This window comes from Desulforhopalus glucosivorans (assembly GCF_054397165.1).
Window position 1 is genome coordinate 110686 of sequence record NZ_AP044854.1, and the last position, 18541, is coordinate 129226.

Here is an 18541-nt window from a genome sequence, read left to right on the forward strand (position 1 = left end):
GAAGAGTCTCGCAAAAAATTCGTGAAAACAATATTCTATCATGGACAAGTAGTAGAAAATCAAGTAAGTGTTAGTGAATTAATTGTAACTCAAGTTACGTAATGGTAACTGAAGGCACGTGGCCTTGATTAAGCGAGATGAGATTTCGACTATGAATCGTAAACATTTGAGTCTTGAAGCCAATGGAATCCTGAGTAAAGCAAAGACTATTTCAGGATTTTTAAAAGTAGATCTTGAGCGTTTGGTCTCTGAGAGTAGTTGTGAAAGTGAGTATTTAACAAAGGTTCATGAACTAGTAGGAGACATAGTACAAGATCAGGATCACTATTTGGACGATTGGCTGATTGAGAAGCGTTTCGATGAGCGTCGATTACACGAACTCTATCAGTATATTGATTCAGTACGCTACATGCCCCCAACAGTAAAAATTTATGACAGCAGCTACAAAAGAGTTATTTCTACAGAAGTCAGACCCTAGGGTTAGCTGTGAAATATCTGCATTCAGTGTGTTGTGACCCTTCGCTCTACAGTGGCCGATGGTCATATCTCGTTTATGTAATATGGCTATTGAGTAGTTGTATCCTTCCTGTTGCTTGTAGGTGTCTCCCTATTGTTTTTTTATTCATTATTATTGTATCCCTGACCAGCTAAAATGGATGTTTCAAGTTCATAAGGTAGTCTCTCTGTCGCCCTAAGTAGTCGTTTACTTGAACAGGGGGGCGTATCTTTTTTTTCAAAAAGATTGTATTGTGTTGCTCCAGCCACACTTTGGATCTTCTCAAAACACCTGTATGTGGGATCAGTATGTTAAATAAAAAAAATCGGGCCACAGATGAAGCTGTGATCTCAGCCCAGCTATTATTGAGGGAGATACAGAGTTTCTGCGCAAAGAGGAACCCTGGGCCAAAGAACACTGAGGTGACACCCCTTGAAAATGCAGCAGGAAGAGTCCTTGCTGATGAAGTCTCTGCTGGTTGTGATGCTCCGCTATATGATGAGTCTCTCCGGGATGGCTATGCAATAGGACCTCTGGATATTGATGCAGTACAAAGTGCTTCAACGTTTACCCTTGTGGGTGAAACAGGTGCAGGCGACTCGCTGGCGTTAAATCTTGGTGCAGGGCAGACCTGGAAGGTTATGACCGGGGGAAAGGTGCCAGGTAATTGTAGTTGTGTTATTCCACAGGAGTTGTGCAGAATCTCGGGGGATTTGATTACAATTGATCGCGCCCATCTCACAGGGCCCACCTTTGTACGGAGAAAAGGGTCCCATCATAAAACGGGTGACACCTTAGTTGCTACCGGTACAGTTATTAGCCCCGCTATTCTTGTTACAATAGCTGATGCTGGACGCACTGATGTAAACATCTACTCCCAGCCCAGAGTATGTTTTTGTTGTACTGGAAAAGAGTTGGTCGGGGCTGGTGTAGTACCAGGTGATGCTCAAAAAATTTCTTCCAACCAGTATCTGTTGGCCGCACTTATCAAACAGTATGGATGTAAGGCCGATAATTACGGTATTGTCGGAGATGAAGAATCACTGGTTGCTGATTTCTTTAATTATAGTCTTGGCGACAATTATGACTTAGTGTTAACAACCGGAGGAACTGGAGGAGGAGATTTTGACCTCGTTGAACGTGGTTTTATCGGAGCAGGGGGTACTGTAACGTGTAATTCCCTTAAGATGAGGCCTGGAAAGTCAACTGTCATAGGGTTTAAGGGAAAGACTGTTTATATAGGATTGCCTGGGCCTCCGGCGGCAGCGCATACGGTCTTTCTTGAGATAGTTGTTCCACTCCTGATGCAAATGAAGGGTGTGGAGAATGTTTCAAATTCCGTTGTCTCAGCTGTTGCTACTGAAGAAATCAAGGTAAAAACAAAGGGAAGTCTGGTTGTTAAAGAGGGTGTGAGCTGCTTATCACAAGGTGTCCTTCAGGTTCGTATGGCTGGGAAAAAAGAGTTTGCCACCTGTAATGTTTTGATTCCACCGGGAAAAGATTACATAGCCAGGGGTGAACCTGTTGAAATCCACATGAGAGAACCACTCTTTTTCAACAGGTAGTCTAACACTGACAATTTTTGCAGTAGAATGTGGCCCGGCCGCCGATCTTTGATTTAAGAAGGGGCGCGTAGCATTTGGGACAAGGCTCACCGTCTTTTCCGTAGACTGTGAAATTCATCTGAAAGTAACCACGCTCCTGGGAGGCATTGAGAAAGTCGCTGATTGTAGAACCTCCACAGTCAATGGCATGGAGCAGGACTTTTTTAATTGTGTCTATCAGAGTCTGCCACTCAATCTGAGTCAGCGCTGATACTTTTTTCTCAGGGTGTATTCCTGCCCTAAAGAGGCTTTCATTGGCATAAATGTTACCAATTCCAACAACCACTTGAGAGTTCATTATAAACTGTTTCACGGTGAGCTGTTTTCCTTTTGCTACATTGCACATGTTTTCAACAGAGAACAGTTCATCAAAAGGTTCCGGGCCGCTTGTCTTAAAAAACACTTCCTCCTGAACGAGAGTTTCAGACGCGGTAAGGGTGTGGATTGAACCAAACCTGCGGATGTCGTTATAGCGGAGTTGGTTCCCGTCACTGAGTGACCATTGGAGATGATCATGTTTGGCCCGGGGAGTGTGGTTGTCAAATATGCCCAGGTTACCAGTCATTCCTAAGTGAATTACCACGGTCGCACCGGTTTCCATGGCGAGTAAAATATACTTTGCCCTTCGCTTAACATCTGTAATTTTGACCTGTATAATTTCTTTTGTCATTTTACTGATATCAACCGGAGAGCGCAGCGGCTTCATGTTGTAAGAGATTCCAGTGATGGTTTTGTCCACAAGATGGGGACGAAGGCCTCTGCGAATAACTTCAACCTCGGGGAGTTCTGGCATATGAGTCTGGTTAATCCTGTATTATAAATGGAAGACGTTCAATAATTATAACATAGTCTATAGTAACCCCGATAAACGGAATAAGCACCTTGCGAATTACTCGAAACAATAAATGTATCTCAGCTCAGTTTCTTGGAGTCTACGCGACCTGTTTTTTTATGACAGGTTTTCCTGGGTAAGGTACTGATATGTTGTGTCCGCTTTGCCATATTGCAATATGGGCATTCTTGTTTGTTGTTTAAACATTATAAACCTTGTATGAAACGGAAAAGAGAACACTGCTGCTATCTGGGGCAAAGACACTGTTTTATTAAGTTTTTTCGCTTAGGATAAAAAGCTTGCAGTTTCTTAGTTTCTCTTTCATTATTGAACATTCTTATAACAATTACTAACAATTGAAAGATCAATACAATCAGGTGAGTTCATGGATGTTTTTGGAAGTTTGACGCCCTACGATATGGTCATTTTAGGACTTTTTGCTCTGCTTATTGGCCGTGGTATATGGTTGGGCTTATTGAAACAGGTGACCGGGCTTGCTGCACTGTATCTGGGGTACTATGCCGCAAGTCAGTATCATGGCATTATTTTCCCTGTACTAAAAGATGTTTCTGGTAATCCGAAAGTCGTTTTTCTCACCAGCTATGTAATTCTGTTTGTGGTGACGTATATAGTTGTGATGTTGCTCGGAAAGGGGCTTGGGTATGTGATCAGTCTGACAATAACATCCTGGTTCGACAGGTTGCTTGGTGGATTAGTGGGCTTTGCCAAAGCTATGATTGTTGCTATAATACTACATATGGTACTTGGAACTGTTCTCGCTCCGGAAAATCAGATGTTGAGGAGATGTATGACCTGTGATGCACTCAATGATGCCTGTGACTTCACAAGGACCTTTATCAAAGATGATGATGTTCGGAGGTCGTTATTGCAGCAGCAGCCGGCAATTGCTATTGATGCGGTAAAGGATTATTTGGAGCCACCTTCCAGGACAGAAGAGAGTGATTAGCCGTTTTTGGCGTATGTCCCTTGTTTGAGAATATTGTAACAGATATATGTAGAAAATATAAAAGACGTTGTCATAAGAGGATAGTGTACATTGTAGAGAACGCAGTGCTCACGGGAAAGGTGGAGAAAATGGATCAGCGGCAGATCGATCGTAAGTCTCTGGTGTTTTATCTTCGGGTATTTGATGGTCTGAGTAATAAGATTCTTGGTCACCTCATTGATATATCGGAAAAGGGGGTATTGCTTAGAACAGATGAACCTGTACAGCCCAATGAAAACCACCGCCTTCGTATTCGTCTACCTGCGGTTATCCGTGAGCGTCATGAAGTGGTGCTTAATGGAACCAGCCGCTGGTGCAGGCAGGATGTGGTGCAGGGTCATTATCTGGCCGGTTTTCAGGTTTATGATGTTGATGCGTCTACTAAAAGGGTGGTTCAGAAACTTATCGTTGATTTGGGCTATCAAGAAGCCGCTTCGTAGCGACTACTTGATAACTTCTTATGCAGGACGTTAGTCGCAACATTTTAATACGATTACCCTTCCCGGGCTTCTTTCAATAGTTGTTCTCTATACAGGGAGACGAAGGTCTTGATGTCTTCTTTCCAGTCTATAAACGTCGATATCCCGGCATTGTTGAGCACCCTGTTTTCAAGAATTGAGTTTGCCGGACGGTGGGCAGGTGTGGGGTATTCTGCTGTTGTGCAGGGGCGCATAGCATAAGGAACGTCCATGGTATCCAGGAAGTATCTGGCTGCCTCGTACCAGGTTGAATAGCCGTCTGATGTGGTATGCATAACTCCGGTTAAATCTGAATTCAGGAGTTTTTGGATCTGCAGGGCGAGGGTGTAGGACCAGGTGAGTGAACCGAACTGGTCGTCGACTACTTTCAGCTCTCTTTTGGGGTCCTGGGTAACCAGTTTAAGCATGGTTTTAAGAAAGTTTTTACCTGTTGCAGAATAGAGCCAGGCTGTTCTGAGAATTACATTGTTGCTACAGTACCGGGTTACAGCTTCTTCTCCTGCAAGTTTACTTTTACCGTATTGCGAAAGTGGATTGGGGGCATCTGTTTCAATATATGGCGCTGGAGCAGGTCTGTTTCCGTCAAAGATGTAATCTGTTGAGACCTGAATAAGGCGACTGCCAAGTCTGTCTGCAGCCTGTGCTAGATATTTGGGTCCATCAGCATTTACCTTCCAGGAGAGGTCGAGTTCAGATTCGCATCCGTCAACGGCTGTGTAGGCAGCGCAATTTACAATCACCTCCGGGCTGACTTCGTTGAGGTAGCTGTCTACATTTTCTTTACTGGTGATGTCAATTTTAGGGATGTCACAGCCGGTTATTTCATTTTCGGCAGCCAGCAGGGAACAACAGTCTGAGCCCAACTGACCTTTTGAACCAATTATGAGTATTTTCATTTCTGCAAATTGTCCTTTTCTTTCTTTTCAGCAATAAATTCGGTTAAATACTGACCATATTGATTTTTTAACATATCAGAGGCCAGGTGGGTCAGTTGGTCAATGTCGATATATCCCAGGTCATAGGCTATTTCTTCTACGCAGGCAACTTTGAGTCCCTGCCTCTCCTGGACAGCCTGTACATAACTTGAGGCCTGTTGTAATGATTCATGGGTTCCGGTATCCAGCCAGCAAAAACCTCGACCAAGGGGTTGTACCTTGAGTTTTCCTCTTTTGAGATATTCATTGTTAATATCTGTGATTTCAAGCTCACCCCTTGCAGATGGTTTGACAGCCTCTGCAATTTCGATCACATCGTTATCGTAAAAGTAGAGGCCGGGAACGGCGTATTTTGATTTTGGATTGGCAGGTTTTTCCTCAATTCCGATAACGTGTCTCTGGTCGTCAAACTCTACAACACCATAGCGTTTTGGATCTTTGACGAGATAGCCGAAAATCAGCCCACCGTCTTTCAGTTGAGAGCTTTGGGTGAGGATACTTGAGAATCCGGGACCGAAGAATATGTTGTCACCGAGGATGAGAGCAACAGAATCGTTACCAATAAATGGTTTGCCGATGATAAATGCCTGTGCAAGTCCTTCGGGCTTAGGTTGCTCCTCGTAGCTGATTTCAAGCCCAAGTTGGCTGCCATCTCCAAAGAGTTCTTTGAAGTGGGGCAGATCATGGGGCGTGGAAATGATAAGAATCTCTCTGATGCCAGCAAGCATGAGTACCGAGAGAGGGTAGTAGATCATTGGTTTATCATACACAGGTATCATCTGTTTACTGATTACCTTAGTGAGCGGATAAAGACGGGTTCCGGAGCCTCCGGCGAGGATAATTCCTTTCATAAGACTATTTTACACAATTTTTGAGGGATTTGTTTGTTTGGTCGTTGATGTTATTTGTGGAATCCGATACATTTTGAGCCAATATCAGTTGCACAAACAAAAGAATATAACGAAGCCCCATCAAAAAGGAAAAGGAAAAATGAGCCAACAACTACTCCCATGCTTTAAGGCCTATGATATTCGGGGCAGGGTACCCGATGAACTGAACCCTGAACTCGCAAGAAAAATAGGTCAAAGCTTTGCTGCTGTATACAGCTTGAAAAAGGTTGTTGTTGGTCGAGATATTCGTCTGTCCAGTGAAAGTCTTGTGGATGCACTTACCCAGGGCCTGCTTGATATGGGATGTGATGTGCTTGATCTGGGGCTAACTGGTACTGAAGAAATGTATCATGCCACCTTCAGTCTTGAAAAAGATGGTGTTGATGGTGGGGTTGTGGTGACTGCCAGTCATAATCCATCCGACTATAATGGAATGAAGTTTGTGATAGAGGGGGCACGCCCCGTAACCGGAGAGTCCGGTCTGCTGGCCATGTCAAATATGATCACTGAAGGGAGCATTCCAGCGCCTGCAAAAGTCCGCGGAGTTTGTGTCCCATTGAGTAGTAAAGACGCCTATGTTCAGCATCTCTTGAGCTATGTTGATACCAAAGGACTGCGGCCCCTTAAAATTGTAGTAAATAGCGGTAATGGTTGTGCCGGCAATGTCATAGATCTACTTGAATCCCATCTACCTTTTACCTTTGTAAAAATTCAGCATGAACCCGATGGGACCTTTCCCCATGGGGTTCCCAACCCTCTACTTCCTGAAAATAGAGAATTAACAACTCAGGCGGTGAAAGAGCATGGCGCAGACCTTGGGATAGCCTGGGATGGTGATTTTGATCGCTGCTTTTTTTGGGATGAAAATGGTGATTTTATAGAAGGGTATTATGTTGTGGGCCTCCTGGCTCAGGCAATGCTTACCAAGGAGGCTGGAGCCACAATTTTGTATGATCCGCGCCTTACCTGGAACAGCTATGAGTTAATCAGTCAAAAAGGTGGTGTGCCCGTTATGACCAAAACCGGTCATGCTTTTATAAAAGAGAGGATGCGTAAAGAAGATGCCCTCTATGGCGGCGAGATGTCAGCCCATCACTATTTCAGGGACTTTGGCTACTGCGATTCGGGAATGATCCCATGGTTGCTTGTTGGGTCACTCTTAAGTGCAGGCGATGGTCTTAAACTGTCGTCTCTTGTAGAGGAGAGAAAAAATGCGTATCCTGTCTCGGGAGAGATCAATAACAGGGTAGATGATCCCGATGCGATAATTGCAGCGATTGAAGAAAAGTATGCAGCAGGAGAGAAGGATTACACCGATGGACTTTCTGTTGAGTTTGACGATTATCGCTTCAATGTTCGCAAGTCAAATACAGAGCCGCTGCTGAGACTCAATGTCGAGACCCGTGGTGACAAACAATTACTTGAAGAGAAGACCCGCGAGTTGTTAAGTCTCATCTGTTGATTTTTTTGCTACACTCCGTGTCGAAGTAATTTTGTGAAGGTATTTATCCTGACTTACCTCCCCGTTGACTGGGGAGAGTCTTTTTTTTATACATGAGGTAAACGTGTCTATTATTCAACCGATTATTCTGGCAGGTGGAACAGGTTCAAGACTTTGGCCCCTTTCTCGGGAGTTGTATCCAAAGCAGTTATTGCGGCTCACCGAGGACACCTCGCTTTTGCAGACCACCTTGTTGCGCGTGGCTAAGATTCCTGGTGTTTTACCTCCAGTAATTGTAGTGGGAGAAGATCACCGGTTTATTACCCTTGCGCAGATAGAAGATCTTCCTGCTATTGGAGACTTTTCGATTTTGTTAGAGTCCGAAGGTAGAAATACAGCCCCCGCAATATGCGGAGCTGCGCACTATTGTAAAGATATGGGCGAAGATGTCGTGTTGCTTGTTCTCCCTGCAGATCACATTGTGGAAAAGGAAGAAAACTTTGTGAAAGCTGTAGAGGATGCGGCCAGGCTTGCGCTCGACGGGGCTGTGGTAACCTTTGGTATTCAGCCCACCTCTCCTGAAACAGGTTATGGTTATATTGAGCAGGGAGAGGGCGTCTCAGTTGCTTCATTTAAAGAGAAACCGGATGAAGAGACAGCGAAAGGCTATCTTGAAAGCGGAAACTATTATTGGAATAGTGGGATGTTTGCTTTTTCACAGAAGACAGTGCTGAGTGAAATTCAAAAATATACTCCCGAGATTTTTGACGCAATGGAAAAGGCTGTGGCAGAAGGAACGAGCGATGGTCATTTCTTCCGTTTTGCAAGTGAGTTTATGGCGAAGTGTCCAAGTGATTCCGTTGATTACGCCCTCATGGAAAAGACTGATAAGGCATCAGTTGTTGTCGCAGACCTGTCCTGGAGTGATATAGGTTCATGGAAAGCGCTGTGGGACGTGCATGAAAAAGATGAGCATGGCAATGTTGTTAAGGGGGATGTCATCTTAACTGAGACCAAAAACTGTTTTGTCAGGTCGGAGAGTCGCCTGGTCACGACCGTGGGCATGGAAGATACTCTGGTTGTGGAAACTTCAGATGCTGTAATTGTTTCACCGCTATCGAGGTCTCAGGATGTTAAAAAAGTAGTGACCAAGTTAAAAGAACAAAAACGGGATGAGTTCAGTGTTCATCTTACTGCCTACCGTCCATGGGGAAGCTATACTGTCCTTGAGGAGCAGGAGCGTTTTCAGATTAAGAAAATAACTGTAAATCCTGGGGCAAAGCTTTCTTTACAAAAACATCATCATCGTAGTGAGCACTGGGTCGTCGTACGTGGTACTGCTGAGGTTACTAATGGTGATGAGGTGTTGCTGCTGCATGAGAATCAGTCGACCTACATCCCCGTTGGAACAAGGCACCGTCTGGCTAATCCTGGAGTGATTGAGCTTGAATTGATTGAGGTGCAAAATGGGAGTTATCTCGGAGAGGATGATATCGTGCGTTTCGATGATGTCTATGGTCGCGAGAATGATTAGAACCCTACTCCGTTAAAGCAGTAAGGTGCAAAATATTTGAAATATATTTTGAAATCGGAATGTTGGAGGGATCTCTAGGGTTCTTATCCCGGCGTTTTTTGCCGGGGCTAGGCCCTACTCCGTTAAAGCAGTAAGGTGCAAAATATTTGAAATATATTTTGAAATCGGAATGTTGGAGGGATCTCCAGGGTTCTTATCCCGGCGTTTTTTGCCGGGGCTAGGCCCTACTCCGTTAAAGCAGTAAGGTGCAAAATATTTGAAATATATTTTGAAATCGGAATGTTGGAGGGATCTCCAGGGTTCTTATCCCGGCGTTTTTTACCGGGGCTAGGCCCTACTCCGTTAAAGCAGTAAGGTGCAAAATATTTGAAATATATTTTGAAATCGGAATGTTGGAGGGATCTCCAGGGTTCTTATCCCGGCGTTTTTTACCGGGGCTAGGCCCTACTCCGTTAAAGCAGTAAGGTGCAAAATATTTGAAATATATTTTGAAATCGGAATGTTGGAGGAATCTCCAGGGTTCTTATCCCGTCGTTTTTTGCCGGGGCTAGGCCCTACTCCGTTAAAGCAGTAAGGTGCAAAATATTTGAAATATATTTTGAAATCGGAATGTTGGAGGAATCTCCAGGGTTCTTATCCCGTCGTTTTTTGCCGGGGCTAGGCCCTACTCCGTTAAAGCAGTAAGGTGCAAAATATTTGAAATATATTTTGAAATCGGAATGTTGGAGGGATCTCCAGGGTTCTTATCCCGGCGTTTTTTGCCGGGGTTAGAACCCTACGTTGGTATGACAGTAATTGAAATTGTGGAATTAAATCATATCTAGAAATCTTATCGTTAGAATACTCTCCCCTCTATTCTGATAGGAGAGAGTATTCTTAGATGTCGGCCTGTTCTTTCTGTCGTTGTCGAAAGGCTTCAACATACTTAGCAAAAATTCGACGACCTTCTTTAGTGATTTTAATAAACGTTATACCTGAGAGATGTCTGCCGTTAAAGGGATTAGCGTGGGTCGTTCGACCCTTTAGTTCAATAAGATCATCCTCAATCCCCACTGTTACAGCAAGAAGTGTGTTTGCATCAAGGGGTTGAACTGTTTCCAGTTTCAAACCATCGACACTCACATCAATAGTTCTGCCCATTGAATACGTTCCTGGGTTGCCTTCGTCGTCAATAACCAGATAGTCCAGAAGGTGCAACGAGTCGTAACGTATAAATTTTCGATGTTCAGCTGGTGTCATCTGTATCTCCAAATTCTTGTCGTGATTAAATTTATGAAGAGCCTTCGGGGAACAGGCTGTGTATTTCTTTTTTTTCGGCTGCTACAACACCACGCTCTGTAATAAGCCCGGTAACAAGTCGAGAAGGGGTGACGTCAAAGCCATAGTTAGCTGCCTTGGTCCCTGGGGCGGACAGTTGCACGGAAATTATTTCGCCACTGTCACTCAGTCCCATAACTGTGGTTATTTCATCCTCCTCCCTTTGTTCTATAGGAATATCATGCCCTTTGTCAAGTTCCCAGTCAATTGTTGATGAGGGGAGGGCAACATAAAAAGGAATATTATTATCTTTTGCAGCAACAGCTTTCAGGTAGGTGCCTATTTTGTTAGCTACGTCGCCCGTATGGGTCGTGCGGTCGCTTCCCACAATGACAATGTCCACCATACCGTGCTGCATCAAGTGGCCACCAGTGTTGTCACAGATAAGGGTGTTGTCTATACCTTCCTGCTGGAGCTCCCATGCAGTGAGTCTTGCTCCCTGATTCCAGGGGCGGGTTTCATCAACCCAAACGTGTACAGGGATACCAGCATCCCGGGCTGCATAAATTGGTGCAGTGGCGCTACCATAATCTACAAAGGCAAGCCAGCCTGCGTTGCAGTGGGTGAGGATGTTTACCGGCTTGCCATTTTTTCGCTTACTTATTTCTTTTATAAGCTCCATGCCATGTTCGCCAATTCTTCTACAGTAATCTGCGTCTTCATCAGCAATTTCACAGGCTGTGGTAAAAGCAATTTTTCTTTTGTCTTCTACGCTAGCTCCTTTTTCCATGGATTTTATGACACGGTCAATGGCCCATTTTAAATTCCTGGCAGTGGGACGACTGTTGTTAAGGTCTATGGCGTAACCTTGTATGTAGTTATCAAACGCAATGCTATCGTCAGGGGCACTGAGTGAGGCAAGGTACATACCAAACCCAGCAGTAGCACCTATCAAACCGGCACCTCGGACTAGCATATCTTTTATGGCTGCTGTCGCCTGTTCCTTGGTGACAAGTGTTTCTATGGAAATTTTATGGGGCAGGATTCTTTGATCGATAATGCAGACTTCTGCCTGATTTTCAGGGTTGGGCCAGATTGTTCTGTGTGGAATGTTGTTAATTTTCATAGTTTTACGGTGTTTGATGTTTTGTTACAGCTGTTTGGGGCGCCTGTCTGGATGTACTTATCTTATTATAATAACAAGCATATTATCTGTGTGAGTTCTTGTAAATATATTCTTTGCATAGTCGGTCTAATCTTTATGGTTCTACATGTGAACGGAGTGGACATAATTGTAATAAAAAACCCACAATGTGACAAAAATGTAATTTACCTCCTTCTTTTTGGTATGAAAGATTCACATAGATACGCTTGTGTCATGTTTCCTGGGAGGGTGATGGTTTTGGCACGAAGGTTGTAAAGGCCACTGGAGGTAAAAATAAAAATGAAATGGTGCGCTGAATTGAAAAGTGCAACACAACAGTAGATTACAGGGAGATTGTAATGGACAAAGCGGATACCGCGTTTATTCTGGCAGCATCTGGGCTTGTATTGCTTATGACCCCGGGGCTTGCCCTTTTTTATGGAGGCATGGTTCGGAGAAAAAATGTGCTCGGCACTATCATGCAGAGCCTCATTCTCATTTCCCTTATTACTATGGAGTGGGTTTATCTCGGTTACTCAATGTCCTTTGGTCCAGATGTGGGTGGTGTTGTAGGGGATCTTTCATGGGTAGGTCTTGCCACGGTAACAAATGAGCCAAGTCCTGACTATGCGACGACAATTCCTCAAACTGTCTTTATGATTTTTCAGTGTATGTTCGCAATTATAACTCCTGCGCTTATCACAGGTGCATTTGCAGAAAGAGTGCGATTTGTACCGTTTCTGGTTTTTACAATTTTCTGGTCAATTCTTGTCTATAACCCTGTGTGTCACTGGGTGTGGGGAAAGGGTGGTTGGCTTGGTGGTCTCGGGGTACTTGATTTTGCAGGCGGTCTTGTTGTTCATGCAACCTGTGGTGCGGCGGCGCTTGCAGGGGTGTTGGTTCTTGGAAATCGTAGAGGTTTTGGCCGCTCGAGTTTTATGCCGCACAATCTTCCCATGACTATGCTTGGTACGGGTATTCTCTGGTTTGGATGGTTTGGGTTTAATGGCGGTTCCGCCCTTGCCGTTGACGGTGTTGCCGCAACAGCCTTTGTTGCAACCCATCTTGGTGGTATGGCTGGTATGTTTATGTGGGTTGTAATGGAATGGATCACCCAGAGAAAAGCGACTACCCTTGGAGCTGCATCGGGAGCCATTGCAGGGCTTGCGACTATAACACCAACCGCGGGTTTTGTTGGTCCGAACAGTGCAATAATTATTGGTTGTCTGGCTGGTATTGTATGTTTTCTTGCTGTAAATGCAAAGACACGAATAGGTCTTGATGACTCCCTTGATGTTGTGGGAATCCATGGAATCGGCGGCATCGTAGGTACACTTTGTCTTGGGATTTTTGCATCCACTTCGGTAAATCCGGGAGGCGTGGATGGTTTGCTCAGCGGGGGCGGTATAGCACAGTTTGGTAAGCAGCTTTTTGGTGTTGTTGTGGTGAGTGGCTACACTTTTATTGTGAGTTGGGTCCTGTTTAAGGTGATACATAGTGTGATGGGGATGCGATTGGAAGATGATGCAGAGGTGCAGGGAATGGACTCTACAGAGCATTCCGAAACTGCCTATAATAACTAACCCTAGGTTAATCCGCCTCTTGCACTATTCGCCTTGTTCGCAGCGAAGGTGGAGTTGCAATGTGCAGATTTTGATCTATTGTGTTACTTTTATCTGGGTTTAGCCTCGATGTGAACTCTGTTGTGTTGTTGTAGGTATTTGATACAGCAGGGTTAATTTCTGTACTCTTGTTTAATTACCTACGAGATTCACTTTAGCCATCAAAAAGGAAACTATGAAAAAGATAGAAGCAATCATAAAGCCATTTAAACTCGATGATGTGAAAGATGCCCTTAACGGTATAGGGATAACCGGTATGACAATGTCCGAGGTCAAGGGCTATGGGCGGCAAAAAGGGCATACCGAAATTTATCGTGGTGCAGAGTATGTAGTCGATTTTATTCCGAAGATAAAGATTGAGATCGTGGTTCCTGCCGATCGGGTTGATGAGGTTGTCGATACTGTACGAGTGGCCGCAAACACGGGTAAAATTGGTGATGGAAAAATCTTTGTCCTCCCCATTGAACGGGTTGTTCGAGTCCGCACAGGTGAAGAAAATCGGGATGCGGTGTAATCGATGATTGAGGACTTTCGCGCTGACCGCGAAGCATTGAAGACGAGTTGGGACACCTCTATGGATGGCGGACAGGTTCTGTCTGGTCATACTGATGCTGTTGACAGGTATATAGAGGAATGTTTTGCCAGGATAGAAATTGATGGGGTGAAGGACGATGTCGCCCTGGTGGCTCTTGGGGGCTATGGTCGAAGAGAGTTCTTTCCCTCATCTGACATCGATTTGATGATTCTCTACAGGCCTCGTGCTAAAAAGAAAATCAGTAAGATTTCTGATGCTGTTCTCTACCCTCTGTGGGATACAGGTCTTGATGTTGGTCATGGTGTTCGTACGGTTACTGAGTCCATTACCCATGCAAAGGAAGAATATTTTTTCCTCGTGGCACTACTTGATGCAAGACTGATCTGCGGTTCTAAGGATCTCTTTGATGAGTTGGTCGCAAAATATCGATCTAATTATGTGGATGGGCATCGCGAGAGTTTTGTCGAGAGGATGAAAGAGTATCGGGGTGACCGTCGGGATCGTTATGGTAGTCATAGTTATTTGTTAGAGCCGCATATCAAGGAAGGTCGCGGCGGGATGCGTGATATCCAGGCGATGATATGGACTGCAAGGGTCGTGTTTGGCTTGAACGGTCTTGAGGATATACAAGGTGCTGGACTATTAGTTGCAGACGAACAGCAGGAATTTCGTGAAGCTATAGATTTTCTTTTTAAGCTCCGCTGCGCCCTGCATTACCTTACTAAAAGAAAAAACGACCAACTCTATTTTGAACATCAATCTGATTTGGCCGTTTTTTTTGGCTATAAGGATACGGCCAGTCTTCTTGGTGTAGAACAGTTTATGCGGGACGTGTACGGCGCCCTGCAGACTGTTACGATTATTACGGACCTCTTTTTTGATCATGTAGATGAGGTCTTGGGTCTTGTGAGTAAGCGAGTCAAGGTTAAGGATAAACTCATCGAAAAAGGTATTGAGATAAAGGCTGGTAAGATACATCTTACCGCTTCAAAGCAGGATGTCCGGGCAAAGCCGCAGATTCTTGTTCGTGTTTTCCTTGCAATGTCTCGAACGGGCCTTGGCTTACATCATCGCTCCCGTAAGCTTGTCGCTTCGCAAGTTGAACTTATCACCGATAAAGAGCGAACTTCGCCACGGTTGTCCAGGACCTTTTTTACCTTGATGATTGAGGCAAAAGATATACTGACGGTGTTGAGCACCATGCTCGAAACCGGTGTGCTTGCAGCTGTCATTCCTGAATATTCACGCATAACCCGCCTCGCCCAGCACGATTTGTATCATATATATACCGTAGAGCGGCATTCACTTCAGGCTGTCTATGAATTGCATGAACTGGTCAGGGAGTGGCCCGCTGTTGTTGAGAATGTCTCGGAGCTCAAGGTGCTGTATCTTTCTGCACTTCTTCATGATATTGGCAAAGGCTCAGGCAGGGATCACTCTATTGAGGGCGCTGAGGTCTCTTCAGTTATAGGCGGCAGGTTTTGTCTCACGGCTGAGGAGTGTGAGGTGTTGAGTTTTGTTGTCAGGTATCACCTCTTCATTCCCGAGAATGCGTTGCGTCGAGATCTTAATGACCCCACTTTCATTCAGCGATGTGCTGAGACCATTGGTGATCAGAATATTCTTGCTATGCTCTATCTACTCTCTGTTGCAGATTCCAAGGCTACGGGCCCATCTGCCTGGAGTGACTGGAAGGCAACACTTATGGAGGATCTCTATCTTAAGGTGTATCCGCATCTTGATCAGTCCCACGGCGGGGTGACAGATGTCGGGGCCCATGAAGAGCAGGGAGTTGAGTGGTTGCGGGAGCAGATCCATTTACAGCTTAATGGCCATGAAGGCTTGAAAATTGATTATAGCGCACTTAATGCCGACTATATACTCACTTTTTCACCTGAAGTTATTGCTGAACATGTTCTTACCCAGCGGGATAAATACCAGCGCATCAGGCAGAAATCCCTCATTGTTGCCAGCGAACATAGAGGCGAGGAGGGTGGCTGGCAGCTGCTCATCATGACAGTGGATCGTCATGGCCTGCTTGCCAAGATCTGTGGTGTGATGACCCTGAATAATCTCACGGTATCAAAGGCACAGATTTTTACCTGGAGTGATGGAACTGTTGTTGATGTAATTGATGTTCGATCGACAGATGGCCTGAGTTTTGCAGAGAAAGATTGGGAGGGGTTGAACGATCATCTCGATTTGGCAATTGAACATCGGATGGGACTCAGTCACCGTTTATATACGAAACTCTCTTCTGGGTTCAGGCGACGTAATCAGATAGTAGGGGATGTTTCGTCTAAGGTTGTCATCGATAATGATGCCTCGGAGGTGTATACGGTTATTGAGGTATACGCCCCTGATATCCTTGGGCAGTTGTATTATGTAACCCAAACCATGGCGGATTTTGGCATAAACATACATAAGGCTTATATAGCAACAGAAGTTGAGCAGCTTATTGATGTGTTTTACGTCTCTGATTCCCAGGGAGGAAAGATTGAAGATGAAGACTTCTGTAAGGAGATAACCCGGGGTGTTCTTCACGCCATAGGCAATTCCGGGATGTAATTAAAATTTTATATGTACCACGGTGTAAAATTGTGTCGTTAAAATGACAAACATGTAATAAAAGTTCAATTACATGTTGCCAAAAATGTCAGAATTGTTATTTTGCTCGTTGTTGGGCGCAGTGTGTAATCAACAATGAGAAAACTATTACCGAATAATAAGGAGATTGTACAAATGACTAGAGAAGAAATAATGCAAATCATTGAAGACGAAAATATTCAGTTCTTTCGTCTCCAGTTTGTCGATATCTTCGGATTTATGAAAAATGTTGCACTTCCAAAAAGCCAGATCGAGAAGGCTTTGGATGGCAATATGATGTTTGATGGTTCTTCCATTGATGGTTTTGTTCGTATCAATGAATCAGATATGTACCTGAAGCCTGACTATGATACCTTCACCGTTCTCCCTTGGAGAAATAAGGAAGGTATTGCTGCAGCCCGTATTATCTGTGATGTACATAAGTCGGACGGAACCCCATTTGAAGGGTGTCCTCGTGTAAATCTCAAGCGCGTTCTTGCTGAAGCAAAAGCACTTGGTTACACCATGAACGTAGGAACTGAAGCTGAATTCTTTCTCTTTGAAAAAGATGAAAACGGAAAAGCGACCACTATAACTAACGATGTTGCTGGTTATTTCTCTCTTGATCCTGAAGACACCGGAAATGATTGTCGTCGTGAAATCATTGAGACCTTGGAAAAAATGGGTTTTGAGATTGAAGCATCTCACCATGAAGTTGCTGAAGGTCAGCATGAGATCAATTTCAAGTATGCTGATGCCCTCGCTGCCGCAGATAACACCGTAACTTTCAAGTGGGTTGTTAAATCCATTGCTGCAAAATATGGTCTGCATGCGACCTTTATGCCAAAGCCAATTTTTGGTATCAACGGTTCCGGTATGCACACCAATCAGTCTCTGTTTAATCTTGATGGAACCAACGCTTTCTTTGATGAATCCGGCCCTCTCCAGCTTTCAAAAGTTGCCTACTCATATATTGCTGGATCATTGAAAAATGCCCGTGCTTTTGCGGCAGTTACCAATCCACTGGTTAACTCTTATAAGCGTCTTGTTCCTGGGTATGAGGCTCCTGTTTACTGTGCATGGTCTGCATCAAACCGTTCAGCACTGGTTCGTATTCCTGCGTCCCGTGGTATTTCCACCAGAACTGAAATTCGTTGTCCAGATCCAACCTGTAACCCATATCTTGCCCTTGCAATGATGTTGAATTCAGGCCTTGATGGTGTAAAGAACAATCTGACACCACCGGATTCTGTAAATAAAGACATCTTCAAGATGACCTCGGATCAGATGGCTGCTGAAGGTATTACCGTATTACCTGCAAACCTCAAAGAGGCGATAGATGAATTTGCTGCAAACCCCATTTCCAAGGAAACACTTGGCGAACACATTTTTTCTAAGTACATCGAGGCAAAAGAAAAAGAGTGGGATCGTTTCAGAACTGCTGTAACAGACTGGGAAATCGAAGAGTATCTTGATGTATATTAGTCTGAGTTTGTAGTCCCTGCCGTAGTTAGCCCGAATTCTTCATACGAAGAATTCGGGTTTTTTGTTTTCAAGGTGTGGCCATTGTTGCCAATTGAATTAATTCTATGTAGAAAGTAATGTTATTTCTGGTTTGACCCAGTTCTGTAGTTCCATGGTTTTCAATATGCCGTTGCTTTAAGGTTGTGAATGGTAAGAAATAAAAAAAACAGCTCTGTGAATGTTGCTGCCCTGTTGCCAAGCCTTGTCCGACACAAGGGCTGGGAAAAACAGCTGGACCTTCATTCTATTTTCCCAGAGTGGAGTACTCTTGCAAACGAGGATTTTGCTGAACATGCACGGCCGTTGAAGATAGAAAGAGATGTCCTGTGGCTTGAGGTGGAAAACTCGGCCTGGTTGCAGCAGTTTCAGTATGGAAAGTATGAACTCCTGGCCGATTTGAATGATTTTCTGCGTTTAGGTCAGTTGAAAGATATTAAGATGGTGCTCCCCTCTAAAAAAGACAAACTGTCTTTTAATCCGGATGAAAAGGGGCAGCCTGTCTGTTTTGAACGTCCTGCTCCAGAGAAAGTCGAAGCATTCCAGGAGCAGGTGAATTGTATTGAGGACGAAAAGTGCAGAGAGGCTCTTATGCAATTCTGGTATTTGTCTAACGCCTGTAAGAAAAAGTAGTGCGTATTGTTTTGGGTATATTTTAT

The 18541-nt window shown here is 44.4% G+C and carries 16 protein-coding genes; 11 read left to right on the top strand and 5 right to left on the bottom strand.

The window, feature by feature from the left end; genetic code table 11:
- The first annotated feature begins 151 nt into the window (after positions 1–151).
- A complete protein-coding gene (locus tag ACX6CI_RS00505) occupies positions 152–478 on the top strand; it encodes a hypothetical protein (protein ID WP_458776220.1) in 327 nt (108 codons plus the stop codon).
- Positions 479–804: 326 nt separating this feature from the next.
- Entirely contained in the window at positions 805–2061 is a 1257-nt protein-coding gene (locus ACX6CI_RS00510; RefSeq protein ID WP_458776221.1) for a molybdopterin molybdotransferase MoeA, read from the top strand.
- Position 2062: 1 nt separating this feature from the next.
- On the opposite strand, the gene mutM is transcribed toward ACX6CI_RS00510, so the two are convergent.
- Positions 2063–2893, bottom strand: a complete 831-nt coding sequence (mutM, locus tag ACX6CI_RS00515) for a bifunctional DNA-formamidopyrimidine glycosylase/DNA-(apurinic or apyrimidinic site) lyase (RefSeq protein WP_458776222.1) — start codon at positions 2891–2893, stop codon at positions 2063–2065.
- Between the two features lie 424 nt (positions 2894–3317).
- On the opposite strand from mutM, the gene ACX6CI_RS00520 reads away from it, so the two are divergent.
- Both ACX6CI_RS00520 and ACX6CI_RS00525 read left to right on the top strand, forming a co-directional pair.
- Positions 3318–3899 carry a CvpA family protein gene (locus ACX6CI_RS00520; RefSeq protein ID WP_458776223.1) on the top strand — a complete coding sequence of 194 codons (582 nt, stop codon included), beginning with the start codon at positions 3318–3320 and terminating at the stop codon, positions 3897–3899.
- 128 nt (positions 3900–4027) lie between these two features.
- Positions 4028–4378, top strand: coding sequence for a PilZ domain-containing protein (locus ACX6CI_RS00525; RefSeq protein WP_458776224.1), 351 nt, complete (start codon positions 4028–4030; stop codon positions 4376–4378).
- 53 nt (positions 4379–4431) lie between these two features.
- Here ACX6CI_RS00525 and rfbD read toward each other — a convergent pair whose 3' ends face one another.
- Positions 4432–5313, bottom strand: coding sequence for a dTDP-4-dehydrorhamnose reductase (gene rfbD / locus ACX6CI_RS00530; RefSeq protein WP_458776225.1), 882 nt, complete (start codon positions 5311–5313; stop codon positions 4432–4434).
- Positions 5310–6203: a glucose-1-phosphate thymidylyltransferase RfbA gene (gene rfbA, locus ACX6CI_RS00535; RefSeq protein ID WP_458776226.1), complete on the bottom strand. Its 894-nt coding sequence runs from the start codon at positions 6201–6203 to the stop codon at positions 5310–5312. The genes rfbD and rfbA overlap by 4 nt, the downstream gene beginning before the upstream one ends.
- A gap of 139 nt (positions 6204–6342) precedes the next feature.
- Between rfbA and ACX6CI_RS00540 the strand changes: the two genes are divergently transcribed.
- Both ACX6CI_RS00540 and ACX6CI_RS00545 read left to right on the top strand, forming a co-directional pair.
- Positions 6343–7704 (top strand): phosphohexomutase domain-containing protein, encoded by a 1362-nt coding sequence (locus ACX6CI_RS00540; RefSeq protein ID WP_458776227.1) that lies wholly within the window; start codon positions 6343–6345, stop codon positions 7702–7704.
- Positions 7705–7807: 103 nt separating this feature from the next.
- A complete protein-coding gene (locus tag ACX6CI_RS00545; protein ID WP_458776228.1) occupies positions 7808–9217 on the top strand; it encodes a mannose-1-phosphate guanylyltransferase/mannose-6-phosphate isomerase in 1410 nt (469 codons plus the stop codon).
- An 876-nt stretch (positions 9218–10093) separates the two neighbouring features.
- Here ACX6CI_RS00545 and ACX6CI_RS00550 read toward each other — a convergent pair.
- Both ACX6CI_RS00550 and mtnA read right to left on the bottom strand, forming a co-directional pair.
- Positions 10094–10456, bottom strand: coding sequence for a PilZ domain-containing protein (locus tag ACX6CI_RS00550; RefSeq protein WP_458776229.1), 363 nt, complete (start codon positions 10454–10456; stop codon positions 10094–10096).
- A 31-nt stretch (positions 10457–10487) separates the two neighbouring features.
- Entirely contained in the window at positions 10488–11600 is a 1113-nt protein-coding gene (gene mtnA, locus ACX6CI_RS00555; RefSeq protein ID WP_458776230.1) for an S-methyl-5-thioribose-1-phosphate isomerase, read from the bottom strand.
- A 377-nt stretch (positions 11601–11977) separates the two neighbouring features.
- Between mtnA and ACX6CI_RS00560 the strand changes: the two genes are divergently transcribed.
- The 5 genes from ACX6CI_RS00560 to ACX6CI_RS00580 all read left to right on the top strand — a co-directional run bounded on the left by ACX6CI_RS00560 (position 11978) and on the right by ACX6CI_RS00580 (position 18515).
- Positions 11978–13201 carry an ammonium transporter gene (locus ACX6CI_RS00560; RefSeq protein WP_458776231.1) on the top strand — a complete coding sequence of 408 codons (1224 nt, stop codon included), beginning with the start codon at positions 11978–11980 and terminating at the stop codon, positions 13199–13201.
- 214 nt (positions 13202–13415) lie between these two features.
- Positions 13416–13754, top strand: coding sequence for a P-II family nitrogen regulator (locus ACX6CI_RS00565; RefSeq protein ID WP_458776232.1), 339 nt, complete (start codon positions 13416–13418; stop codon positions 13752–13754).
- A 3-nt stretch (positions 13755–13757) separates the two neighbouring features.
- On the top strand, positions 13758–16343 hold the full coding sequence (gene glnD / locus ACX6CI_RS00570) for a [protein-PII] uridylyltransferase (protein ID WP_458776233.1): 2586 nt from the start codon (positions 13758–13760) through the stop codon (positions 16341–16343).
- Between the two features lie 174 nt (positions 16344–16517).
- Complete coding sequence (glnA, locus tag ACX6CI_RS00575) at positions 16518–17846, top strand: type I glutamate--ammonia ligase (protein ID WP_458776234.1); 1329 nt, start codon at positions 16518–16520, stop codon at positions 17844–17846.
- A 186-nt stretch (positions 17847–18032) separates the two neighbouring features.
- Positions 18033–18515, top strand: a complete 483-nt coding sequence (locus ACX6CI_RS00580; protein ID WP_458776235.1) for a DUF721 domain-containing protein — start codon at positions 18033–18035, stop codon at positions 18513–18515.
- Positions 18516–18541: the final 26 nt, after the last annotated feature.